This is a genomic window from Muribaculum sp. (assembly GCF_029051885.1).
Classification (GTDB): domain Bacteria; phylum Bacteroidota; class Bacteroidia; order Bacteroidales; family Muribaculaceae; genus Muribaculum.
Genome location: NZ_JAIDKI010000017.1, coordinates 1 through 24,736, shown reverse-complemented (window position 1 = coordinate 24,736; position 24,736 = coordinate 1). Strand labels below are relative to the sequence as shown.

The 24,736-nt window shown below is 53.8% G+C and carries 16 protein-coding genes and 1 pseudogene; 11 read left to right on the top strand and 6 right to left on the bottom strand.

Going from position 1 to position 24,736, the window contains the following annotated elements:
- Window positions 1–123 precede the first annotated feature (123 nt).
- The 10 genes from K2I50_RS00670 to K2I50_RS00625 all read left to right on the top strand — a co-directional run bounded on the left by K2I50_RS00670 (window position 124) and on the right by K2I50_RS00625 (window position 16,483).
- Window positions 124–3,540 carry a SusC/RagA family TonB-linked outer membrane protein gene (locus K2I50_RS00670; protein ID WP_301024325.1) on the top strand — a complete coding sequence of 1,139 codons (3,417 nt, stop codon included), beginning with the start codon at window positions 124–126 and terminating at the stop codon, window positions 3,538–3,540.
- A gap of 37 nt (window positions 3,541–3,577) precedes the next feature.
- Window positions 3,578–4,966: a RagB/SusD family nutrient uptake outer membrane protein gene (locus tag K2I50_RS00665; protein ID WP_301024324.1), complete on the top strand. Its 1,389-nt coding sequence runs from the start codon at window positions 3,578–3,580 to the stop codon at window positions 4,964–4,966.
- Between the two features lie 18 nt (window positions 4,967–4,984).
- Complete coding sequence (locus K2I50_RS00660) at window positions 4,985–7,006, top strand: BamB-related PQQ repeat family beta-propellar protein (RefSeq protein ID WP_301024323.1); 2,022 nt, start codon at window positions 4,985–4,987, stop codon at window positions 7,004–7,006.
- Between the two features lie 20 nt (window positions 7,007–7,026).
- The gene (locus tag K2I50_RS00655; RefSeq protein ID WP_301024322.1) at window positions 7,027–8,715 is read left to right on the top strand and encodes a DUF6528 family protein; all 1,689 of its coding nucleotides are present in this window, start codon (window positions 7,027–7,029) and stop codon (window positions 8,713–8,715) included.
- A gap of 150 nt (window positions 8,716–8,865) precedes the next feature.
- Window positions 8,866–9,768 carry a glycerophosphodiester phosphodiesterase family protein gene (locus tag K2I50_RS00650; RefSeq protein ID WP_526022932.1) on the top strand — a complete coding sequence of 301 codons (903 nt, stop codon included), beginning with the start codon at window positions 8,866–8,868 and terminating at the stop codon, window positions 9,766–9,768.
- Window positions 9,768–11,192 carry an MFS transporter gene (locus K2I50_RS00645; RefSeq protein ID WP_301024321.1) on the top strand — a complete coding sequence of 475 codons (1,425 nt, stop codon included), beginning with the start codon at window positions 9,768–9,770 and terminating at the stop codon, window positions 11,190–11,192. The genes K2I50_RS00650 and K2I50_RS00645 overlap by 1 nt, the downstream gene beginning before the upstream one ends.
- Window positions 11,193–11,532: 340 nt before the next feature.
- Window positions 11,533–11,985 carry a DUF4494 domain-containing protein gene (locus K2I50_RS00640; protein ID WP_301024326.1) on the top strand — a complete coding sequence of 151 codons (453 nt, stop codon included), beginning with the start codon at window positions 11,533–11,535 and terminating at the stop codon, window positions 11,983–11,985.
- Between the two features lie 14 nt (window positions 11,986–11,999).
- Window positions 12,000–12,674, top strand: coding sequence for a YggS family pyridoxal phosphate-dependent enzyme (locus tag K2I50_RS00635; RefSeq protein ID WP_301024320.1), 675 nt, complete (start codon window positions 12,000–12,002; stop codon window positions 12,672–12,674).
- 185 nt (window positions 12,675–12,859) lie between these two features.
- On the top strand, window positions 12,860–14,197 hold the full coding sequence (locus K2I50_RS00630; RefSeq protein ID WP_301024319.1) for an MFS transporter: 1,338 nt from the start codon (window positions 12,860–12,862) through the stop codon (window positions 14,195–14,197).
- A 255-nt stretch (window positions 14,198–14,452) separates the two neighbouring features.
- Window positions 14,453–16,483, top strand: a complete 2,031-nt coding sequence (locus K2I50_RS00625; protein WP_301024318.1) for a transketolase family protein — start codon at window positions 14,453–14,455, stop codon at window positions 16,481–16,483.
- Between the two features lie 79 nt (window positions 16,484–16,562).
- On the opposite strand, the gene K2I50_RS00620 is transcribed toward K2I50_RS00625, so the two are convergent.
- Window positions 16,563–18,377: a hypothetical protein gene (locus K2I50_RS00620; protein ID WP_301024317.1), complete on the bottom strand. Its 1,815-nt coding sequence runs from the start codon at window positions 18,375–18,377 to the stop codon at window positions 16,563–16,565.
- A 149-nt stretch (window positions 18,378–18,526) separates the two neighbouring features.
- Between K2I50_RS00620 and K2I50_RS00615 the strand changes: the two genes are divergently transcribed.
- A complete protein-coding gene (locus K2I50_RS00615; RefSeq protein ID WP_301024316.1) occupies window positions 18,527–19,429 on the top strand; it encodes a hypothetical protein in 903 nt (300 codons plus the stop codon).
- Between the two features lie 505 nt (window positions 19,430–19,934).
- Here the strand turns inward: K2I50_RS00615 and K2I50_RS00610 are convergent.
- The 5 genes and pseudogenes from K2I50_RS00610 to K2I50_RS00590 form a co-directional block, all read right to left on the bottom strand.
- Window positions 19,935–21,071, bottom strand: a complete 1,137-nt coding sequence (locus K2I50_RS00610; protein WP_301024315.1) for a universal stress protein — start codon at window positions 21,069–21,071, stop codon at window positions 19,935–19,937.
- Window positions 21,072–21,101: 30 nt separating this feature from the next.
- Window positions 21,102–21,362, bottom strand: coding sequence for a DNA-binding protein (locus K2I50_RS00605; protein ID WP_301024314.1), 261 nt, complete (start codon window positions 21,360–21,362; stop codon window positions 21,102–21,104).
- Window positions 21,363–21,674: 312 nt separating this feature from the next.
- Window positions 21,675–22,442, bottom strand: a complete 768-nt coding sequence (locus K2I50_RS00600) for a tetratricopeptide repeat protein (RefSeq protein ID WP_301024313.1) — start codon at window positions 22,440–22,442, stop codon at window positions 21,675–21,677.
- A 45-nt stretch (window positions 22,443–22,487) separates the two neighbouring features.
- Complete coding sequence (batD, locus tag K2I50_RS00595) at window positions 22,488–24,290, bottom strand: aerotolerance protein BatD (RefSeq protein ID WP_301024312.1); 1,803 nt, start codon at window positions 24,288–24,290, stop codon at window positions 22,488–22,490.
- Between the two features lie 76 nt (window positions 24,291–24,366).
- Window positions 24,367–24,736: pseudogene (locus tag K2I50_RS00590) on the bottom strand (hypothetical protein); the annotation flags it as partial.

Genomic DNA, 24,736 nt, shown 5'->3' with positions numbered 1-24,736 from the left:
CTCCCCACCCTGCGGCTCCATAGTTCTCCTCCACCTCCACCCGGCTCCTCTCCCCCACTCCGCCGCCTTGGCGGCACCCAATACAACGAAACCTTAATCATCCCTAACCCTACATCTGATCATATGACAGCAAATAGCGTAATGAAAGGCGTCATACGGCATGCTTTGCCGGCAGTGCTTTTCTGTGCTGCCTCGGTACCGGCGTTCGCCGCGGCCCCGACGGTAAGCATCGACGTGAAAAACGTCACCGTAAAAGAGCTGCTCCACACCATCGAGGCCAACAGCAAATATACATTTGCATATGCCGACGATGATATCAGCTCCGGCAAGCGTGTCACCATAAAGGCCAGCGACCGCTCGATCGCCTCAATCGTGGCCGAAGCCATACCCGGTGCAAAAGTCAGCATCAACGGCAATAAAATCGTAATAACCCGCGACAATGCCGCCGACACAAAGGAGGCCGACAAGGCATCGGCGCGACGCAAGATATCAGGTAAGGTGCTTGACGAGGCCGGCGAGCCGGTAATCGGAGCCACCGTCACCGTCAAGGGCACCAAAGAAGCCGTAGCCACCGACTTCGACGGAAACTTCTCGCTCAATGTATCGTCGACACGCCCTACACTGGTAGTGTCGTACGTAGGCTACAAGCCCGAGGAGAAGCAGCTCGCCTCAGGTGAGAGCAGCATCAACTTCAACATACAGCCACAGGCTACAATGCTCGACGACGTAGTGGTAGTGGGCTACGGCGTGCAGAACAAGCGCGACGTCACCACATCAATCACCTCGATAAAGGCCGAGGATTTCGCCAAGACCCCCACAAGCGACTTCCGCGACGCCATGGCTGCCAAGATGCCCGGCGTACAGGTGCTCTCGCTCGGCGGACAGCCTGACGGCAACGTATCTATACGTATCCGCGGCATCCAGTCGGCCACATCGGGCAACGACCCTCTATACGTAATCGACGGTGTGCCCTCCGACGCCCGCGCATTCGCCAACATCGAAAGCTCCGACATCGAGAGCCTCGAGGTGCTCAAAGACGCATCGGCTGCCGCCATCTACGGCTCGCGCGGCTCTTGCGGCGTAGTAATCATCACCACAAAACGCGGTAAGGAAGAGAAGCCGACCATCTCCTACGACGGTCAAGTAGGATGGTCCAACGTGTCGAAGAAAATCGACATGCTCGACGCCTACGAATTCGCGACAATGTTTAAGGAAGCTCGCGACGGCGCATACCTGAGCCAGACTCCCGGAGCAAGCATCGGCGACCCCTACGATTCGCGCCCATCAAGCTACCAGCGCGTCAACCCCATCATACAGGCCTACCTCGACGACCGCACAGGCACTCTTACCAACACCGACTGGCAGGACGAGATATTCCGCACAGCCATATCGACCAAGCATGCCCTCAGCGTATCGGGCAAGACCCCGTCAGTACGCTACTATGTAGGCGGAAGCTATCTCTACCGCGAGGGTACCATCATCGGCAGCGACTTCGAGCGCTTCAGCGCACGCGCCAACATCGACGGCAACCGCGGCAAACTGAAGTACGGCATCAGCTTCTCCCCGTCGTACTCCCAGACCAACTATGTGTCGGCCGACGCCCAGTACAACGACGACGGTGTAATCGCCTGCGCCCTGCAGAGCGCCCCGATATTCCCCGTGTACAACCGCGACGGCAGCTACAACCAGGACATGAACGGCCTGTTGCGCCTCGACCCGTGGGACACCCAGTACAACGAATGTATGAACCCCGTGTTGCTCGCAAATGAAATCGACGACAAGCGCAACAAAATCAACCTGCTCGGCAACATATATGTAGGCTACGAAATCATAAAGGGCCTCGAAGCCAAATTCACTGTCGGCGGCGACTTCTACAGCTATACACGCGACTATTACCGCCCGAGCTACATCGAGGAGAAAAAGATGGCCAACCACGGCAAGCCATCTTCGCCCAAAGCGCGCCACTGGGACAACAGCTACTTCCACTGGACAATGACCGGACAGCTCAACTACAACCGCACGTTCGACGACCACAGCATCAACGCAGTGGCCGTATGGGAGGCTGAAAAACAGACTATCCGCACATCGCAGATCTACGCCATCGGCACCCCTGGCGACGACAAGATACGCACCACAAAGGGTAAGACCATCGACCAGGACAACACACTCGACAACCGCTACAGCTACACATTCGCCTCATGGCTCGTGCGCGCACAGTACTCCTACAAGGGACGCTACATGGTGTCGGCCTCAATCCGCGGCGACGGCAGCTCGCGATTCGCTCCCGCCACACGCTGGGGCTACTTCCCCGCCGCATCGCTCGGATGGCGTGTCAGCGACGAAAACTTCCTCCGCGACGCCACCTGGCTCAACGACCTCAAGATACGTGCGTCGGTAGGCCAGACCGGTAACGCACAGATCGGCAACTCGGCCTATCTCGCCCTCTACAAGCCGACCAACATCGACCTCGGAGCCGGACTCAACTCGGTAATCTACCCATCGCAGATAGCCAACAACGAGCTCGGCTGGGAGAAAAATACGCAATGGAACGCCGGTGTCGACTTCAACATCCTCAACGGCTACGTACGCTTCACCGCCGACGCCTACTACTCAAAGACAACCAACATGCTCTTCGACGTGCCCGTAAGCCAGGTATCCGGATTTGACACATCCAACGTCAACATCGGCTCGATGGAAAACAAGGGTATCGAGCTACAGATTGCTTCCGACCACCGCTTCGGTGACTTCACCTACTCGTTCAACGCCAACTGGTCGCTCAACCGCAACAAGGTGCTCCACCTCGGCGACGGCGATGCCGACATCATCAAGGAATCGAGCTATGCCGGAGGCTACTACCTCACCCGCGTTGGCCAGCCTGTAGGATGCTACTACCTGATGATTCAGGACGGCATATTCCACAATCAGCAGGAACTCGACTCCTACCCCCACTTCCCCACCACCGAGGTTGGCGACTTCCGCTTTGTCGACGTCAACGGCAACGGCATCCTTGAAAAAGACGCCGACCGCGCCATCGTCGGAAACTATCAGCCCGACTTCTACTACGGATTCGGCCTTAACCTCGGATACAAGGGATTTGACCTCGCCGCCAACTTCCAGGGCGTATACGGCAATGAAATCCTCAACCTCGAGCGCCGCTACCTGCTCAACATGGAAGGCTCGTCCAACATGATGAAAGAGTCGCTCCAGCGCTTCCCCTACGGCGAGCTCAACAAGGCCACCCGCAAGTCGACCGGCAACAACGGCTCCTGCACCTCAACATTCCATATCGAGGACGGCTCCTACCTGCGCCTGCAGAACCTTTCGCTCGGCTACACCCTGCCTAAGGCATGGCTCAGCCGCGCCGGAATCAAGCACCTGCGCGTCTACGTACAGGGCACCAACCTCTTTACATGGACAAAATATACCGGCTACAACCCCGAAGTTAACAAGCGCTCCGACGATGCCCTCCGTCCCGGCGAGGACTATTGCTCCTACCCGCTGTCGCGCACCGTCACATTCGGTCTCAACTTCAGCCTCTAATCCCTCATATATTATCATCCTTATCTGACACTGAAAGATGAAATTCAAACATATCACCATAGCGGGCTGTATGCTCTGCGGAGCAGTGCTCACATCATGTGGCGACAGCTTCTTCGAGCAATATCCCGCCAATGAAATCACCGAAGGCAACTTCTACCAGAGCGACGACGACTTCAACCAGGGTGTGCGCTCATGCTACGCCAAACTGAAGACCCAGAGCGGATACTACATAACCGAACTCGGCTACCGCTCTGACGAGAGCACCCTCCTGGCCATGGCCACATCGACACAGGACCGCTACGATATCGACCACTTCCAGGACGTACCCTCCAACGGCATCTGCGCCGATGTGTGGCAAGCCTGGTACAACGGCATATACCGTTGCAACGACGTGCTCGACCATATGGACGGAAAAGAGTCGCTGCCCAACTACCGCCAGTACCGCGGAGAGGCCCTTTTCATCCGCTCGTGGTTCTACTTCAACCTCTACCGTGCCTTCGGAGTAGTGCCTATCGCCCGCAATGTAGTCAACCCCGAGGCGGCAAAAAGCATACCGCGCTGCTCCGAACAGGAGATGTACAATCTGCTCGTATCCGACCTCACAGAAGCAGCCTCCCTGCTCCCCGCAAAAGCCGGAGCTGAAAAAGCCCGAGTGACAGATATCGCGGCATGGACCCTCCTGGCCAAGGTACAGCTCACATTCAAGCGCCACGCCGAGGCCAGAGCCTCGCTCGACGAAGCCATCAAAAACACATCCTACGGACTGATGGACAACCCCGCCGACGTGTTTGACGTAAACAAGAAGTTCAATAAAGAACTCATATTCGTGCTCCACTACGAGAAGACCAACGGTGAAGGCCACGGACACTGGTACTCGCAGAAGTCCAACGTGCTCAGCGAAATCAACTCTCCATCGCCCGAGCTCCGTGCTCTGTATTCGACCGACGACCTGCGCCGTCCCCTCATCTGGGAATACATCAAGCAAGGCTCGCTCTACGTACTCAAAAAATGGTATGACGAATACGATGCCACCTACACCTCCCATGTAGGCAACGACTTCCCCTTCCTGCGCTATGCCGACATAACCCTCATGTATGCCGAAGCCCTCGCCGAGACTTCAGTAAGCGACGCCCTGGTATGGCTCAACAAGACCCGCACCCGCGCCGGCCTCTCCGAGCTCACAACCGCCGAAGTATCGACCCGCGACCAGTTTATCAGAGCCCTTGCCGACGAGCGCGGACGTGAATTCGCCCTTGAGGGACACCGGTGGTTCGACCTCGTGCGCCTCGGCCTCGCCATCGAGACAATGCGCGCCGCAGGTTTCACGCTCGACGAGCACAATCTGATTTTCCCAATTCCCCAGAATCAGATAGAGATTGTCAACAACGCCTCTATCCTCTGGCAGAATCCTGGCTACAATTCCTAACCAATCATTTCTGACACAATGAAAAAACTTATCAACATACTAATGCTCGCAGGGATGCTTGTGGGCTTCACCGGATGCTGGGACGACGAGGTGGTCGAAGCCGGAGCCCCGCGCCCGCAGGTCGAGAATCTGAAGGCCGTACCAGGCGATGAAGAGGCCGTAGTGACATGGACAATGCCCGAAGGATGGAATCCCTCCGACTTCATTATCACCTATAAGACTCCGGAGTCGGAAACCGTGTCATACCGCACCGGCAAACTCAGCGAATACACATATACTATCGCATCGCTCGTCAACGACTACCAGTACTCATTCGACGTACAGGCTGTATACGGCGAACTGATATCCGGCGCAGTAACCGCCATTGCCAAGCCATCGACATCGCGTTTCCCCGTAGCCGACCTCACAGCCGACGCTACAAGCGAAATGGTAGTGCTGACATGGACACGCCCCTCGCTCCTGGTCAAGGGATATACTCTCACATATTCCGGCGAGAACAACCCGTCTGATGTCAAGACCATGAACCTTGACGCCGACACCGAAACCGTTACCGTCGACCAGCTGACCAACGACATCAACTACACATTCACCCTCGTGGCCGACTACGACCGTGGCCAATCGGCTCCCGCCACAGTAAAGGCTATGCCTACACTGGCTATTCCCTACTTCGTAAGCACCACCGAGACTGCTGTGGGCATGCCCGTACACTTCACCTTCAACCGAGAGGCATACACCAACGCAGGCAATGTTACCTGGACATTCCCCGGCAACATCGTAAAGAGCGGCGACGAGATTGACTACGCGTTTACCTCGGCCGGCACACAGATTGTGAAACTCTCCGCACAGATCGGTACAGCCACACGCGAATGGAACATCGAGATGAACGTGCGCGAATATGCCATCTGGAACACCGAATGGGTACAGGACGGCACCAACTGGAACGGCTTCAAAGGCACCTGCCCCGTATTCTCTCCCGACGGAAGCACACTGTACATCATCACCTTCAACAAGGTGACCGTACTCTACGCATTCGACATCGCCTCAGGAGCAAAGAAATGGCAATATGAGCCTGCCGCCAAGTCGGGCAGCTACAACATGCTTACAGTCAACCCCGTAAATGGCGACATATATTTCGGCACACAGACCGCAGGACAGTTCTACTGCGTAAGCGACGAAGGCAACCTCCGCTGGACATTCACCGAAGCACAGTCGATGCAGGCGGCAGCCCCGGCAGTCAACGCAGCAGGCACAGTAGTATACATCGGCGACCGCGCCGGCAATGCATTTGCCATCGATGCCGCCACAGGAGCCAAGAAGTGGGGCGTAAGCCTCGGCACACAGTGCGCCGGCCTGCTTGTCAACGGCAATGAGCTGGTAGTCGGCACCAACGGCACCGCAATCTTCTTCCTCAACGCCGAGACCGGCGCCGAGACAGCTAAAATAACCCTCGAAAAGAAGATGACCGATATCTCCGGTTTTGCCGTAGCAGCCGACAAACGCACCGTGTATGTGCCTCAAAACAACGGCTGCATGTCGAAAATCGACATCACCGACCATACCGTGCTCATCGACAGCAAAGTATGCACCAGCGCAAGCCCCAACAACATGTATGAGCCTGTAGTAGCTCCCAACGGCGACGTATTCGCAGGAAGCAAGGACAGCTATGCCTACTGCTTCGACAGCAACCTCAACGAAAAGTGGAACTACAAAGGCCTCGACGGCAACAATGCCTTCAACTATTCCCACCCGTGTGTCGACACTGAGGGCAACTTCTACATCACCTCCGGACAGAAAGGCAACAAACTGTTTGTATTCAGCCCCACCGGCAATCTGATATCCGACACCCGCATCGGCAACGACACCGACGCAGCCGACAAGCAGATGGGAGGCAACAACCTGCTCAACGGGGTAGTATACAGCGCCCTGGTAGGTGACAAGGGTATCAACGGCAAGCTCGTAGGCATCGGCGTAGGCTACGACCGTGCTCCGGGATGGTCGACCCACGGCGGCGACCTGTGCGGTTCATGCTGCATTAAATAACCTAATAAAACCTGATAATTATGTTCACCCCACGAAATACAATGATATTCAACCTCATCATGGGTGCATGCCTGGCCTTCTCGGCCACGGCATGCTCCGACGATGACGATAAAGACTTCGATGCCGTGAACGAACGCGCAGCGAAGGTCAACATCGGCTTCTCACGCTACTTCGACGCCAACGGAGCATCGACACAGCTTAAATGGAACAGCGACGACCAGGCTATACTGAGGCTCGCATCCGACGGAAGCTCCTACATGGCATCGCCAATTCGTCCCGGGCAGACATCATCGCTTTTCCTGTTCACTGTAAAAGCTCCGGGAGCCGCCACAGTAGTCAGCTACTGGCCTACAGATGCACCTGTAACGGTAGGCAACGGTGAAGTTGGCCTTGAGATACCCGCCATACAGGACGGCACCGTAACTCCCCTGCTCATCGGAGCCGACACACAGGCAATCTCATCCTACGAAGGATGCGACATCACCCTACGCCAGTTCCCGGCCCTGATGATGGTAAGCATTAGCCGCGGCAACTATACTGTAGAGAGCATCGATGTAAGAGGAAACGCCGGAGAGAAACTGGCCGGCCATGTAAGCATCGACGCTGCCACATGGGCATTCTCGGCCGATGCCGAAACAGCTCATGTAGATCTGGCAACCCCCGTCAGCTGTGCGCTCGACGGTACCACAATCGCCGTACAGGTAGCTCCGGTGACACTGACTGAAGGATACACCGTTACAGTCAACACCACCGACGGACATTCATTCAATGTGACATCGTCATCTCCTGCAATACTCGAATCCGGCGAAATATTCATCACAAACAGCGCCTCTGATACCGAACCGTCACATCTGCTCATCGGCGGAAGCGACAAGGTGCACATTGTCAATGTAGCCCAGTGCATGGGAGCCGACTACAAGGCCGGCCTGGAATGGACCTGGGAGGCCGAAGATGCCGCCGACATACTCGGCATAGCCAAATCACGATGTGACCACATCGATGACTGCAAGCCCGTCGACAACGGCTCGAAGATACTCGTGTCAAGTTCCTACAACTGGTGTGTACTCCTGGACAAAGCCTCCAAGCAGGTACTGTTCCATGCGCTCGACTGCGCCAACGCCCACTCTGCCGAACTGCTTCCCGGCAACCGCATAGTAGTGGCTTGCAGCGACGGAACGACAAGCAACCACAATCAGGTACGCCTGTATGACGCAGCCAAGTCAAACGTATTGCTCGACAGCTCGCCACTGGTTTCGGCCCACGGAGTCACATGGTGTGAAAGCAACCAGCGCCTCTATGCCATAGGCAACAGGCAGATCAACGTATACAGCCTCCAGGACTGGGACACCTCTGCCCCGAAGCTAAAGCTCGAAAAGAGCATAACCACACCGCAGGGGAGCAACCACGACATAAGCCTTGCCGATGCGACTACCCTGGTAGTGGCCGGAGTGCGTGCCTACCTGTTTGATGTAAACTCCGAGTCGTTCACTGAGATGCCCCACTTCGCCGCTTCCACACAGCTCAAGTCGGTCAACTACAATCCGCTCACCTCGGAGCTGTGGTACACCGACGCCACTGTGCCCGAAGGCACACAGTCGTGGTCGACCCACACACTGCGCTATGCCACCGACCCGGCAGCATCATCAATGGCCGGCACCATCAGCATCACCGATATGGATGTGTACAAAGTAAGGGTACTCAACTGGTAATAGCCCGTTTTTAGTTAAAAATAATTAAATTCACCCCGGGCATTGGTAGTTTTCCCGGGGTGAAGTTTCATTATAGCAAAGGCCAATCCGACTTAGCCTTGTTTCAGAATTATTAACCAACCCTAAAGAATACCGCAACACCTACTCATCATGAAAAAGGCAGTTCTTGCAATTTCATTTATTCTGATGGCCATATCGGCCATGGCCGGAGGCAACCGCGCAGAGTCTATCATAAGGGAAATCCACAACCCCTCATCAAAGACAGTGCTTGTGGCATGCCATCGCGGCGACTGGCGCAACTATCCTGAAAACTCAATCGCCGCAATGGAGAGCGTGATAAAGATGGGCGCCGACATTGTTGAAATCGACCTCGCCCTCACCAAGGACAGTGTGCTTGTCGTATGCCACGACCGCACAATCGACCGCACCACTACCGGCAAAGGCCTCATCGCCGACATCACCTACGACTCCATCACGCATGTCAATCTCAAGAGCGGCCACGGCGTAGCCACCCGCCACAAGATGCCTACCCTGCGCGAGGCTCTCGAACTCTGCAAGGACCGCATCGTAATCAATATCGACAAAGGCTACGACTACTACGACCTCATACTCCCGATTTCCGACTCGCTGGGAATGACCGACCAGCTGCTCATCAAAGGGAAAAAACCGGTAAAGGCCGTGGCCAAGAAAATGGCATCGCACAAACACAACATGATGTACATGCCTATCATCGACATCCTCAAGCCCAAGGGTGAGAAACTCTTCAAGGAGTACATGACAACCAACACCGTGCCTCTTGCCTACGAGGTATGCTGGGACCGAATGACACCCGCCGTCACCGAATGCATGGCAGCAATCGTGGCCCAGCCCTCCAAACTGTGGGTCAACTCGCTGTGGTCAAACCTCTGCGGCGGACTCGAGGATGACGCAGCGTTCGACGGCAATCCCGCCGAAATCTACGGCCAACTCGTAGACATGGGCGCCACCATCATCCAGACCGACCGTCCCCAACTACTTCTCGGATATCTACGTTCACGTAACCTCCACGAATAATGCCTACCGACACAGCAACAATCGGAGCCTCCGGCTCTCGCTCGATATTCTCCAAGATAGCTTCGTTCTACTCCATCAGCCCTACGGCTGACGAGCGGGAATTCCCGTCGGACGAAGCGCGCACGAAATTCTACAAAAAACTCCGTCTACAGGCTTTTTTCGCCGCCACCATCGGCTATAGCCTCTACTATGTGTGCCGCACGTCGCTCAACGTGATGAAAAAGCCGATTATCGACAGCGGCGCTCTCGACGCCACTCAGCTCGGCATAATCAGCTCGGCGCTCCTATTCGCCTACGCCATAGGCAAGTTTGTCAACGGCTTCATCGCCGACTACTGCAACATCAAGCGCTTCATGGCCACCGGCCTTATCATCTCGGCCCTTGCCAACGCCTTCATGGGCATGATGGGCATCGCCTCAAGCGCCATCCCCGGAGCGGTAATGTGTACATGCTTCGCCATAATGTGGTGCTTCAACGGATGGGCACAGTCAATGGGCGCACCTCCTGCCATTATCAGCCTTTCACGATGGTTCCCGCTTAAAGAGCGCGGCACCTACTATGGCTTCTTCTCAGCAAGCCACAATCTCGGTGAGTTCTTCTCTTTTCTCTTCGTAGGCTCGATAGTGGCAGTAGCCGGGTGGCAGTCGGGCTTCTTCGGTTCGGCCATAGCCGGCGCCATAGGCATAGCCCTTGTGATTTTCTTCCTGCATGACCATCCGGGTGCTCACGGACTCCCGTCTATCGAGGCACTTTCCGGCGAAAAGAAAGGGAAGGACGACAAGATGTCGACCAAGGATATACAGAAGATGGTGCTGCGTACTCCGGCCGTATGGGTACTGGCAGCCGCAAGCGCCTTCATGTATATCTCGCGCTATGCCATCAACGGCTGGGGCATGCTCTTCCTACAGGAGCAGAAAGGATTTACCGACGTCGAGGCTCTGTCGATTATCTCCATCAACGCCCTGCTCGGCATCGCCGGCACCGTACTCTCGGGATGGTTCTCCGACAAACTCTTCAAGGGCGACCGCCAGATTCCGGCCCTGATATTCGGTGTGCTCAACGCAACGGCTCTCGCCCTGTTCCTGTTCGGAGGCAACGCCATGTGGATCAACATCCTCTCCATGATACTCTTCGGTATCGCCATCGGAGTGCTCATCTGCTTCCTTGGCGGACTGATGGCCGTAGACATTGTGCCGCGCCGCGCCACCGGAGCCGCTCTCGGAGTAGTAGGAATAGCCTCGTACGTAGCCGCGGGCATACAGGATGTGGCCTCGGGATGGCTCATCAACGACAATATCACCGTAGTCGACGGAGTGAACCACTACAACTTCACCCCGGTAGCGATATTCTGGCTCGGAGCATCGATAATATCGTTCCTCCTCCCGCTGCTCAATCTGCGCCACAAAGTCGACCATTCAGAGTAAAATACCAACACTCTATATATACAATTACTGACAATCAACTAATAAAGGAAATATTTTTGTTTTAGGTTATTGGGAATTCAAAAAAAGCAGGAGAATGGGAAGCCCGTGAAGGATTTCCCATTCTTTTTTTCATACAACACGCCAGCGATATAACATGACGAAAAGCGGCCAGGATATACGCGACAAATCTGCTCGACGACTGACCGCCCCAGCGTTAACAAATATTGGGGAACGGGGTCTTATTAAACAAGCTCTTAAGTTATATTTAGAAATCGCATCCATATGCTGTCAAAACTTTTTCGTAAATTTGCCGTCCGTAAAATCCAACAATAGAAATTTTATACCTATGAGTACATGGTTTGAATGCAAAGTGCGCTATGACAAAATACAGGAAAACGGCTCGGTCAAGAAGGCAAATGAGCCCTATCTTGTTGATGCCCTCAGTTTTACAGAGGCAGAAGCCCGTATAATCGAGGAGGTGACTCCCTATATATCCGGCGACTTCTCGGTATCTGCTGTAAAGCGTACGAATTTCACTGAAATTTTCTGGGACGACACCGCCGACAAGTGGTATCACGTAAAGGTCAGCTTCATCACTCTCGACGAGAAGACTGCCGTAGAGAAGAAGACTACCTCCCATATCCTTGTTGCCGCCAACGACTTCCGTGGCGCTCTCGACCACTTCATGGAAGGGATGAAAGGCACCATGGCCGACTTCGAGGTAAGCTCGATAGCCGAGACCCAGCTTATGGATGTATACAAGGCCAAACTCGAAGGTCAGACAGCCGAATAACACCCCACCCAGCCATGCCGTCGGTAACATCACGTCTGCTTGATATACGAAGCCGCATCCCCCAGGGTGTGACACTGGTTGCCGTGTCGAAATTCCACCCCGTCGAGGCCATTCGCGAGGCATACGACGCTGGCCAGCGCGACTTCGGCGAAAGCCGCGCCCAGGAACTCTCCGCCAAAGCTCCGGCCATGCCCTCCGACGTGCGCTGGCACTTCATCGGACATCTCCAGACCAACAAGGTACGCCAGGTAGTGCCCCACGCCAGTCTGATTCACAGCATCGACTCGCTAAGGCTGTTGCGTACGGTCGACAGTGAGGCCGCACGCATAGGCCGCACCGTCGACGTGCTGCTACAGGTGCATGTGGCCCGGGAAGAGACTAAATTCGGATTCACCACCGACGAACTGCTCGTCGAGCTCCCGGCGCAATGGCAGCCCGCCGACACTCCTTCGGTAAGGGTACGCGGTGTGATGGGCATGGCGTCGCTCACCGACGACACCGACCGCATAGCAGCGGATTTCGCAGAAATAGCGCGAGTTTTCAGGCAGCTGCGCGAAGGCCTGTTTGCCGACGCTGACACATTCGACACCATATCGATGGGTATGAGCGACGACTTCAGCATGGCCATCGACGCGGGGAGTACCATGGTGCGCATAGGCACCGACATATTCGGCGCGCGCGAGTACTGACCTGATTCATGCTGCCGGCTGAGGCGGCGTCCGACTCTCCGACATTGCTCTGAGCAATCATCAAGATATGTTTTACAGCATGTTGTTACTGCCGTAAAGCATATTTTTTATAATTTTACCTATTGAATTCTACTTAACCTAAAATATCAAAATTAAAACAACCCAAGAAAAATCATCGATCAGCAATGGAAACCGCTCAAACAAAATCAACTAACGGCAGGCTGATTGCAATCATCGCGATGTTCTTCCTCTTCGCAATGATTTCTTTCGTGACCAACCTCGCCGCTCCTATCGGAACTATCTGGAAGACCCAGTATACATGGTCGGGCATGCTCGGCAACATGATGAACTTCCTCGCCTATCTGTTCATGGGCATTCCGGCCGGCAATCTCCTCGTAAAAATCGGCTATAAGAAAACCGCCCTCTGGGCTATGGCCGTTGGCTTTATCGGCCTCGTATTCCAGTGGCTTTCCGGCAAAGTAGGCGCCGAAGCAGGCCTCTTCAACGTAGGCGACCAGGTTGTGACCCTCAACTTCATCATATACCTCCTGGGCGCATTCATCTGCGGTTTCTGCGTATGTATGCTCAACACCGTGGTCAACCCGATGCTCAACATGCTCGGCGGCGGCGGCAACAAGGGCAACCAGATGGTACAGGCCGGCGGCTCACTCAACTCACTCGCCGGAACTCTCACCCCGCTCGTAGTAGGTATGCTCGTAGGCGAGGTTTCCGACAAGACCACCATGGGCAATGTGGCTCCGCTGCTCTTTATCGCCATGGGTGTGTTTGTAGTCGCATTCCTCGTGATTTCGGCTGTAGCCATCCCTGAGCCCCACCTCCGCAAAGAAGGAGTCAAGAAAGTGGAAATGGCCCATTCTCCCTGGAACTTCCGCCACACCGTGCTCGGCGTTATCGGCATCTTCTTCTATGTAGGTATCGAAATCGGTATCCCCGGTGTGCTTATCTTCTATCTGACCTCCGTTACCGGTTCGGCTGCCGTAGCCGGCGGTGTAGCCGCCATCTACTGGCTCCTCATGCTCTGCGGACGTATGATTTCCTCTGCTATCTCCAGCAAGGTATCGAGCCGCACACAGCTCATTGCCGTGTCAATAACAGCCATCGCATTTATCTGCATAGCAATCTTCCTCTCCGACAGCTATACCATCAACATGCCTTCTTACGCATCCAATGAAGGATTCTCAATCGTAGAGGTGCCCACCAAAGCTCTCTTCCTCGTGCTCTGCGGCCTCTGCACATCGGTAATGTGGGGCGGTATCTTCAACCTCGCCGTTGAGGGTCTCGGCAAGTACACCGCACAGGCTTCCGGCATATTCATGATGATGGTTGTAGGCGGCGGCGTGATGCCTCTGATACAGAACTGGATTGCCGACAACGTAGGCTATATGGAATCATACTGGCTCGTAGTGGCAATGCTCGCCTACCTCCTCTTCTACGGCCTCGTAGGATGCAAGAATGTCAACACCGACATACCGGTTGACGACACCATCCAGAATGCAGCCTGATACACTACATCGCAATCTAAGCAGGCTCTGCGGAGACCTGTCTGAAATCTGAATACCATGCTTGCCGACACTACCACAAGTTGCCGGCAAGCATTGTATAACAGAGGATATTTCACCTGCACACAATAATATCCGTTTAACGCGCGTTAAACCATCAGAACACTTATTGTACATCATACAATATATCTTTTCTCTCAATCAAGCGATATCCATAACCGATAGAAAGACATATCATTCTCTAAATCAAAAGATAAAATGGACACTAAAGTCATGAACCGCGCTGCCGACAACATCCGCGTGCTCGCAGCCTCAATGGTCGAGAAAGCCAAATCCGGACACCCCGGAGGCGCTATGGGCGGAGCCGATTTCGTCAACGTGCTCTACTCCAGCTTCCTTGTTACCGATCCCGACAATCCCACCTGGATTGCCCGCGACCGTTTCTTCCTCGATCCGGGACACATGTCCCCCATGTTATATGCTGTACTCGCCCTTACCGGCAAGTATACTATTGAAGAGCTCAAAGGCTTCCGCCAGTGGGGAAGCGTGACTCCCGGCCATCCCGAGCTACATCCCGAACGCGGCGTAGAGAACACCTCCGGACCCCTCGGACAGGGCCATGTAATGGCTGTAGGATGTGCCATCGCAGAGCGTTTCCTTCAGGCCCGCTTCGGCGACTGGCTGAGCCACAAGACATATGCCTTCATCTCTGACGGCGGTATCCAGGAAGAAATATCACAAGGCGCAGGACGCCTCGCCGGTTACCTCGGTCTGAGCAACCTCATCATGTTCTATGACAGCAACGACATACAGCTGTCGACCGAAGTCAATGCCGTGACTACCGAGGACACTGCCGCAAAGTATCGCGCATGGCACTGGAATGTAATCGAAGTTGACGGTACTGACCCAATAGCAATGGCCGGAGCTCTCGAGACTGCAATCGAAGAGAAGCAGCGCCCGACCATCATCATCGGCAAGACAATCATGGGCCGTGGAGCAGTGACAGCCGACGGCGAATGCTACGAGGCAAAATGCTCGACCCATGGCAACCCTCTGAGCGCATCGGGTGCAAGCTACGAGAAGACAATGGAGAACCTCGGCGCAGATCCCGCCGACCCATTCCACATCTGGGACGACGTAAAGGCTCTCTACGACGCACGCAGCGAGAAGCTCCGCACTATCGTGAAAGAGCGTCGCGAGGCTGAAAAGGCATGGCGCGAGGCAAATCCCGAAAAGGCCGCCCTGCTCGACAGCTATATCGCAGGCAAACTCCCCGAAATCGACTGGGAGAATATCGCCCACAAACCTAATATCGCCACCCGCCAGGCATCGGCCGACGTGCTCGCCGAACTCGCCAAGAAGGTAGGCAACATGATTGTCGCATCGGCCGACCTCGCCAACTCCGACAAGACCGACGCATTCCTCAAAAACACCCACGCATTCACCAACGGCGACTTCTCGGGTGCATTCCTCCATGCCGGTGTGGCCGAGCTCACCATGGCTGCCATAATGAACGGTATCGCCCTCCACAGCGGCCTTATCGGCGCATGCGGCACATTCTTCGTGTTCTCCGACTATATGAAGCCTGCGGTACGTATGGCCGCGCTTATGGAACTCCCCGTGAAATACATCTGGACACACGATGCATTCCGCGTAGGCGAGGACGGACCTACACACGAGCCTGTTGAGCAGGAAGCACAGATACGCCTTATGGAAGAGCTGCGCAACTTCAAGGGCGAGCCTTCGGTACTCGTGCTCCGTCCGGGCGACGCCGCCGAGACCACTGTATGCTGGAAGATGGCCATGGAGAACACCAAGACTCCTACCGCCCTCATCCTCTCGCGCCAGAACATCCCCGACCTTCCCGCCACATCGGGCAACCGCTACCGCGAGGCTCTCGGAGCCGAGAAGGGCGGATATATCGTGAAGCAGGCCGAGAATCCGGCTGTGACACTCGTTGCCAACGGTTCTGAGGTGTCTCTGCTTGTCGACGTTGCCGCCCAACTCGACAAGGAAGGCATCGCCGCACGCGTAGTGTCGGTACCCTCAATCGGACTCTTCGAATGTCAGAGCTCCGAGTACCGTCACAGTGTAATCCCCGCTGACGGCAAGGTATTCGGCCTCACCGCCGGACTCCCATCCACTCTGCGCGGTGTCGTAGGTGCCAACGGCGAAGTGTTCGGTCTCGACCATTTCGGTGCATCGGCTCCCTACAAGGTACTCGACGAGAAATTCGGCTTTACTGTTGACGCCGTACTTGCCAACATCAAGGCATATCTCTCGAAATAATACATCCCAAATTAAAAAGGCTCAGCGCCAACCCTCAACAAGGGTTGGCGCTGAGTTTTTTTATAGCTAAGAGCGTCGCTCAGTCTACGACGACCTTGAATACCTGTGTGCCGACTGTCACTATATAAATGCCTGGCGACAGCTCGTCGCAGCTCACCGTCGCCGCACCTGAGCAATCGCAAACTATCCTGCGACCATCGGCCGAGCATACACCGACGCAGCAGCCCGATGGATTGGAAATGCGGATATTACGGTCTACCACCGTCACGGAAACATCTGCCGCATCAATATCAGTATCGCTGATACCCGACAGGCCGCTGACGACTACCGAGTTGGACATCGCGCTCACTACTTCGGGGAACTGCCCGGCATTGTCGCGATAGATACCCGTGACATAGTATCCGGCAATATCGTCGCGCCCGAGGCCGAGATTAGAAGCCGTACATGAGGTATATTCCGTGTCATACGTGCGCACAGGCACAAGAAGCGACTCTCCGGCATTCATGTCGACCGACACCCGCAGGTTGTCGATAAAGAGCATACCGAGCATTTCCGACGACACGATAATGAATGACCTTGCCGTGCCTCCATAGAAATCAAAATGAAATGACGCCATATCCTCTGTGACATCAAAATCCTTACGGTCGACATACTCTACGCCACCCGCATCAGTATAGCGCCCCACAGCCACGAATCCACCTGTCATATTGCGGCGTCCCATAGCATCGAACGATATGACTACATGTCCACCACCTACCGACAGGTCGTAGACGGGCGATACAAGCATAGCGTCATCAAACAAGCTGAAATCCTGATTGTTAAGCCCGAGCATTCCCTGGGCAAGAGCAGGCATCACTACCTCCCAGTCGCCATCAAGACGATATTGCAGTTCCTTCTGCGGCTTATCCACGGTACCCTCCGTGCGTATATATGAAAAATCAGTATTCACTATATCGTAACTCTCAGCCCGACGCGCGGTATGCACCTTCACGACATGCATGGCATATACAGTGGCAAGATCCGATTCCGACCATGAACCGGTGAAACTGTCACCGCCCACTTCGGTAGCCGCATAAGCCACAGGCGCCGACACAGCCTCGGGAATGGCCCTCATTGGCATCTCCTGCTCGAATGTGACATTACCGTCCTGGCGTCCGCTCACAGTATAATAATAAGGCGTGCCGAAGTCTATGCCATCAACGATATGGCTTGTGCCCTCCACAATGTAGCCTTCAAGCAGGTAATCCCTTTTGAATATTGTCGTCACCGGATCGTAGCGCAATGTAAATACATTCAGTGCATAGGAATCGGCACCGACTGTCTCTTCCCAATTGGCGGTAAACGACCCGCGCGTAAAGTCAGTAGCCGGAAGCAGTACCGGAATCCCCACCCCGCCGTCGTCAATTACTATGTCGTCAATACAATATCCGCCATACATTCCTGAAAATACAATTACCGACTCATGTGTGCCACCGTTCATTGTCATTGAATATTCGGCCCATTCGTCGGTAAGTGTGGCGAAACCATATCCGCTGCCGTTCTGGGTGTCCATAATAATCAGAGGGGTGGAAGCCGCATCGGCCTTTGCCCTGAACATGATTTTATAGTTGCCACCGTTGGCGCTGAGATTTATGGCCGGAGTGGCAAGGTTTCCTTCACCCGCGGATATGTAAGCAGAGCCTCCGGCCTGGTACACACCCATACCGCTCCACCCAGGAGTACCGGTCAGCTCAGCCGGCACGATACCGTCGACGATTACAGGACTCTCCTTGTCGGGTGCGATATCCGACCCGCTGACAAATCTCGAAAAATCCTCTTCGATGACAACTGCGGCATGCATAGGCGCAGAATAGAAGGCAACAGCAAATATCCCTGTGAGTAATGATTGTCTCATAAAATTCAAGAGTAATAATATTCAAATAAATTCATATGATGCAAATTTACGTTAATCAACAAAAGTTTCCAAACATCGGCACAATATATCTATCGCACCAACAGTTGTATAACTGTACTCCAACTCTGACAATGCTTATGAAAAAGGATATGATATTTTTCTCCCCCGACGGAGAAGGGCTCACCTCGACCTCAGCCAACCATATCGCCAATATGGCTAAGGAAATGATACGCAACCTCGACAGCTCGGTTGCCAATCTTGTGTTTTACACTACTGAAGTATCACTGATTGGCGTAGATTCCCGCAATGTGCTACAGCAAGGCTCGACTGACGCCGATGTGCTCTCCGTAGCCGGCAGACTCCGTATCATAGCACAAGCCAAATCGCTCATAGCATGGCTCAGAGAGGCCATAAAAGCCCGCGAGAGGCTAATAAACGAGGCCGAGTCGCTCACTATCGAAGATTATGCCAAAGAGAAAGGCATTACCCTTGAAAAAGAGCCGGAAATGGGAACCGCCCTGACTGAGGATGACTATTATGCGTCACTGTCGCTTGACGAACGCAACCGCTATTACGAACTTGAGACTCTGGCTGCCGTAATCGGCGAAGAGATACATCCCGGCGGACACTTCGCCAAAGCGCGTGCCGCTCTTACCGAAAGACTCTCGAAGCCCCACGAGGTAAAAGGCGACGGACGGGATACCCTCATATACACCTTCACACCCTCGGTAAACGACACTATTGTCGAGGACACATATTTCTCACTGCAGAAACAATACCGCGAGGCCCAGGCCCGGCTTAACTCTATAAAATACGACTGCCGCAAAGCAGTGATGGAATCGGAGGTAAAGGTAAAGACCGAATATGCCGAGGCTATGAAACGCCACAACGCAGAGCGCCGGCTACTTGAGGCAGAGCTCGCTAAAGATATCAGAAAACGGGTGAAGGAAATCGCAGAATACCGCATAATCATACCGGCATCTCTGAAAAATATCTTCGACGACGTGTCTCGCCTGGGAAAGAAAAACAATGACACTGACCGACACCAATGACACTACATGATACGTTCTTAACAAGCACTCCATATCGGTCGGGGCCGGAGATGTCCCATTTGCGGCATATGGGCTCCTAATGCATGGCGGGGAGTACCTGACAGTGCATTAGCATGAACATGGCGCCTGCATGGCGTCATATAATCATGCAATTACAGGCGAAACCGCTCCCGCGGTTTTTCATAATCCGTATGGCCGGGGTTGCATCTTTTTTCCGCCATTGATGACTTGACTGTTCGGAGGCGTGTTTTTGCTTTTGTAGGCAATCCCGGGCTTTTGCTTTTGATTTCGCTTTCGCTCTCTAAGGTACTTCCCCGCAGGCAACCGATAATCGGCGGAGACCAATCCTGATACAACTCAGAATTGGCCTCCGCTTCATTTTTAGCATGCTCCAATGAGGCAGGAAAGACCACTATAAGACGAAAATAGCCGGGCCTGTGGTTTGTGGTCACATAGCCCGGCTATAAGTGCGGTTACTTGAATTTTTTTTGTAGAAGTGTTGGATTTACACCGGAACTGCCATCATAGGAATGTCGGCATGGAAAAGCAGACGATGTGCAAGCGACGGATTGAAAAGCCGCGCAAACATATTCTTCTTCTTATTTGACACTACAATGAAGTCAATATGCCTGTCGCGCCCAAGAGCCTCGAAATCGTCTACGACATTTCCCGGCGACATAGTGGCGCCATAATACTTGAATCTCGGATAATGCTCCCTGCAATATTCCAGCAACGGCTCCACAGACTGTGCTTTGCGACGCAGTCGTCCGCCCTTGCGGTCAGGAATACTGATAAGGGTCACACTCAGATTACGGTCAGCAAACAGACCATACAGCGCATCCATCGTAAGTATGTCGTCCTGGTCGAGATTGCAGAAGAGTACGGCATGATGCAGGTCGGAGAGGTTGTGGAATGATGCTGATTCCGGGATAGTGATAATCGGAATCCGGCATGAGTCAAGCACCTCGGCCGTGACGCTGCCTACAAGCTCGCGCCCTTTCTTGTCGCTCTCGCGTGTGCCCATCACTATCAGTGATGGCACATTTTCTTTAGCATACTCGGTGATTACTTCCTCCGGAAGCCCTTCAAGCACCTCTGTGGTAAATTTCACAGCAGGGAGCTCCGACGATTTTATTCGCTCGCGCAGACGCTTGGCAAACAGTTCCATCGTATGCCTGGCCTCGGTATCAAGCTCACGTCGCAACTCTGCATCGGCCACATCCTCATAACTGAGAGTGTCGGAGAGTTGCGACGGTATAGCGATATCCGGGTCAAGGAATGCATTCAGCAGTACTATGCGGCTATGATGGCGCGCACCTATGCCAAACGCAATATCCACGGCTTTGATGGAGTGTTCGGTGAAGTCGACAGGAACCAGGATAAAATGTCCGTCCTGCCGTTTCTCCCCGTCGCCCGGCATAGGGAGAAATATGTCGCGGTTTTCTATTATGCGCAGAGCTTTCGGAAGATCACTTTCGAGGATACGCACCCTGACACCCGAACTTACCACCGGAGCAGAAAGGTTGACATTCTGCAGCACAGCCTTCACGCCCTCGCCCTCAAGCAATGATTTAAGGGCGACAGCATGGTCGTAGGTGTGAATCGCTACAGTAATCAGACGAGGCTCTGCCATTGATGACATGGATGCAGGGTAATGTGTGGATGTATGATATTACTTTTCTGCGGCGTTTTCTTCGAGGATGGCGACAGCCATATCATATATTGTTGTGTCGTCGAGCACTACGATTCCTCCGTCGGGACCCGGCTCAATGTGTACGCCACAGTTGTTGCCAAACTCATAGTTGCTGCCGCCGAAGTAATTGCGGACGGTCTGTACGGTTGTATTGAGTTTATCAGCGATTTTATGCATTGAGCCATCGGGAAGGCTGTCTTTGATACGGCGGAGGTCATTGAAAGAAATAGTCTTTGTCATGATACTATAATTTTAATGTGAATAATAAATTCAGTATGATACCCGCACCGGCCACTCTGCCGATACCCGGTATCTTGACATCCCTAAATTAGGTTATTCCGACAATAAAAACAAATTTTAGGGCCTATAAAGTTTTCTGTTTTAAAACATGTTTTCATGCTAAAGACTGGCAATATCAGCCTAACACGATGTATTACAACATTTTCATAAAAACACCCGACACAGCAGTGCCCTCCCGCTCGACAGATGGGCCACGAGGCAACCATCGATATCGGGGCGGGAGGGCACTGCTATGAGCCTTTATAAGCTACATCATATTATAGCTATGGCTTTGCCGTTGATCCAGGCACGGTGACTGTTGTCGACCTTCACATCATACCACTTGACCACGGTAGAGTCGATACGTGTTGTGACCGAATCAAGAATTTCTACACATGTGCCCTCATGGAGCAGCATGGCCTCCTCAGAGCGGTCTTTAGGCACACGGGGCGATGTGCTCAGCAGCGTCGACGGGTCAATCACCACTGCCTGATTATGGCTGGTAGAATAACGTGTCGACACCGATGCAAACACATTGGCTATAATACATAAAGCAAGCAGCACAAATCCGCCGAAGAAACCGACTTTGCGCAACGGCACATTGGACGAGAATATATAGAGCGCGACAGCTCCGAGCAGCATTATGAAGCATCCGATTGCTATGCCGGCCCATTCGTTGCCAGGCAGTCGGCAGGCAATGCCATTGACGGTGTTGGAGATGAACATGCCGCGGTCGCCGGGCTCGTCGGTAATCCTTGAGTTGACAAACTCAAGATTAGTGCGCGCATCGGCATTCGATGGATCAAGACGTAGCGCTCTCTCATAGTAAAGAATGGCCATACCGGGTTTCCCCTGACGGTAATAACTGTTGCCGATGTTGTAATACAGGTTGCTTGATGTACCCTCCTCCCCGGCTATCTGAAGATACAGTTCGGTGGCCTCGGCAAAGTTGTCGGAGGCATATGCCGAGTCGGCACGCTGTGTCAGTGACTGGGCGGAGACAGTAAGCGACTGGCATAAAAATGCCAGAAGAGATATCATGTATATAATCCTGGAGTTCATGTTATGAGTGATAGAGGAGTATGGTTATTTCTTTCTGATACCTTCCATGGAGTTCATCGCACGCGATGCTTCATTGTAAAGCTGCTCAATCTGCTCGTCGGAGCGTGCAGGAGAATAGCGTGCCATCTCGCAGTCGTCGATAAGACCGATGAAAGTATCGGCAAGTTCCTTGGGCGCACCGTACGACTCAAGCTGTCCGGCGATATTGTCGCGTGTAAGCTGCGAGGCAGGCAGGCCCAGCTTGTCGCCGAGATAGCCCCATATGGCACCGAGCAACTCGGCATAGAACTTGTCGGAGTCATGTGCAAGCATTGCCTTGCTGGCGCTCTTCAGACGTCGGCGCGCAACCTTTCCGGCACGTGCGAGACGCCTTCCCTGCACATCGGCGTTGAGGCGGGCCTGCTTGCTGTAGAGCCATACTGTCAGCACAAGGACAGCGAGCATAAGCAGGTAGCACGGCCAGTACCACCAGGAGTTGTAGACATACGTATGTGTCTTCTGCAGGTCAAGGTCGCCAAGTTTGATATGCAGGATGTCGGAGTTTTTGCTCGACACGCTCTGCTTGCCGCCTACTGCGGCCGAGGCAGCAGCTCCCTGTGTTACCTTTATATCGTATGACGGTGTGCTGAGAGTGACGTACTGACGGCTCTCGGGGTTGAAATACACAAACTTGTCGGCACCGATGGTGAACGAGCCAACGCTCTGAGGCACAAACGTGTAATCTACCGTCATTGTGCCGGTGACATTGCTGCCTGATATATGTGAGTCGATATCGGTCTGCGGCTGGTACTGTTCGAATTCCGAGGGGAAATCGATTACAGGCTCTTTCACATACTTGATGTTTCCGGTACCCTTAATCGTATATACAAGCGAAGCGGCCTCGTTGGTCTTGAACACCTGCCCGCTCAGGCGACTGTCGATAGAGAACTGTCCGACAGCACCGGTGAATCCATCGGGCTGTGGCTGCGGCAGTGCATCTATTGTGATTGACGCCGAATTGGAGGTAGTCTTTATCTGACGTTCCACAGGTCGGTTTCCTCCCCAGAATCCACCCATACGCTCATACTGCACGACGGTAACGTCATACTTTCCGGAGTTGATGGTGAGACGGCCCGACTTCTGAGGGAATATCACACACTGCTTAAGTATGGCTGTCATGTAGTTCTGCCCATTGTAGTGCTCTACCTCGTTGAGAGTGGGGTTCAGCTGTATCTCGTCGATGAGAAATCCGTCGAACGACGGCTGAGTGGTAGGTATGAACGAGCTGATGCTATGCTTGGTATACAGCTTTATTGTACACAGTATTGCTTCCTGCTCGTAAGCACGGGTCTTGTTGAGGATAATGCGCACGAGCACATCGTTGGCATTTACGCCACGGTCGGCACTCTGTGTGCCGATATCGTCGACACGCGCCGACGGCTGTGAGCCCTGCTGGGTCTGGTCGGGGGGCAACACGGAAAACGATGCTGTACGTGTAGTGTAAGTCTTGCCTCCGGATGTGATGCGCGCCTCACCGATAGTGTATGTGCCGGGATTGTCGGCACGGTAGGTAAACGAATAATCGACAGTTGTCGACGACGAAGCCTGTCCGTTGACCCACTGGTAATTCTGCATACGCGAAGTGGACGGTCCGTAAAGGAGTGTACACCCCTTAATTTCCGGAGCCTTCAGTCCGGAGCCCTCACCGTCCTTAAGACGGAAGGTCACATTGAACTTATTGCCCGCAATCACTGTGCGCGGCGGTATGACCGTGAACGATGTCTCGGCGACGGCTGTCAAAACTACCATCACCATCATTACCATGGCCATCAATATCCTTCGTGTCATTGCAATATTCTGTTTATCTTAATCAAAAACATTGTCAGGTAAAGCATCGCGGTAACATATAAGTCGGAGCACGACATCACCACTGCGGTCCGGTGGCACGGCGTGCACCCTGAGCCTCTTTCTTCTGCATTTCCTGGACTTTACGTCGGGTAGCGTTCTCCTCATTCTCCATTGTCTTGAGGATTTTCTGGGCATTCGCATCACTGATACCGCCCTGCTGTTGCTGAGGTTGCTGCTGAGGCTTCTGCTGGTCCTGATTCTGTTGATCCTGATTCTGGTTTTTATCCTTATCCTGATCCTTATTCTGGTCTTTGTTCTGGTCCTTATTCTGATTTTGGTTCTGCTGGTCTTTGTTTTGGTCCTGCTGATCCTTGTTCTGGTCTTTATTCTGGTCCTTGTTCTGATCCTGATTCTTGTCTCTTATACTCCTCTCCGAGCGCACGAGA

Bases quoted from the DNA above. Each gene is read 5' to 3' on its own strand.
- K2I50_RS00635 (WP_301024320.1), top strand. From the start codon at position 12,000: ATGCCGTCGGTAACATCACGTCTGCTTGATATACGAAGCCGCATCCCC.
- K2I50_RS00670 (WP_301024325.1), top strand. From the start codon at position 124: ATGACAGCAAATAGCGTAATGAAAGGCGTCATACGGCATGCTTTGCCG.
- batD (WP_301024312.1), bottom strand. From the start codon at position 24,290: ATGACACGAAGGATATTGATGGCCATGGTAATGATGGTGATGGTAGTT.
- K2I50_RS00630 (WP_301024319.1), top strand. From the start codon at position 12,860: ATGGAAACCGCTCAAACAAAATCAACTAACGGCAGGCTGATTGCAATC.
- K2I50_RS00615 (WP_301024316.1), top strand. From the start codon at position 18,527: ATGATATTTTTCTCCCCCGACGGAGAAGGGCTCACCTCGACCTCAGCC.
- K2I50_RS00645 (WP_301024321.1), top strand. From the start codon at position 9,768: ATGCCTACCGACACAGCAACAATCGGAGCCTCCGGCTCTCGCTCGATA.
- K2I50_RS00605 (WP_301024314.1), bottom strand. From the start codon at position 21,362: ATGACAAAGACTATTTCTTTCAATGACCTCCGCCGTATCAAAGACAGC.
- K2I50_RS00610 (WP_301024315.1), bottom strand. From the start codon at position 21,071: ATGTCATCAATGGCAGAGCCTCGTCTGATTACTGTAGCGATTCACACC.
- K2I50_RS00655 (WP_301024322.1), top strand. From the start codon at position 7,027: ATGTTCACCCCACGAAATACAATGATATTCAACCTCATCATGGGTGCA.
- K2I50_RS00625 (WP_301024318.1), top strand. From the start codon at position 14,453: ATGGACACTAAAGTCATGAACCGCGCTGCCGACAACATCCGCGTGCTC.
- K2I50_RS00650 (WP_526022932.1), top strand. From the start codon at position 8,866: ATGAAAAAGGCAGTTCTTGCAATTTCATTTATTCTGATGGCCATATCG.
- K2I50_RS00600 (WP_301024313.1), bottom strand. From the start codon at position 22,442: ATGATATCTCTTCTGGCATTTTTATGCCAGTCGCTTACTGTCTCCGCC.
- K2I50_RS00620 (WP_301024317.1), bottom strand. From the start codon at position 18,377: ATGAGACAATCATTACTCACAGGGATATTTGCTGTTGCCTTCTATTCT.
- K2I50_RS00660 (WP_301024323.1), top strand. From the start codon at position 4,985: ATGAAAAAACTTATCAACATACTAATGCTCGCAGGGATGCTTGTGGGC.
- K2I50_RS00665 (WP_301024324.1), top strand. From the start codon at position 3,578: ATGAAATTCAAACATATCACCATAGCGGGCTGTATGCTCTGCGGAGCA.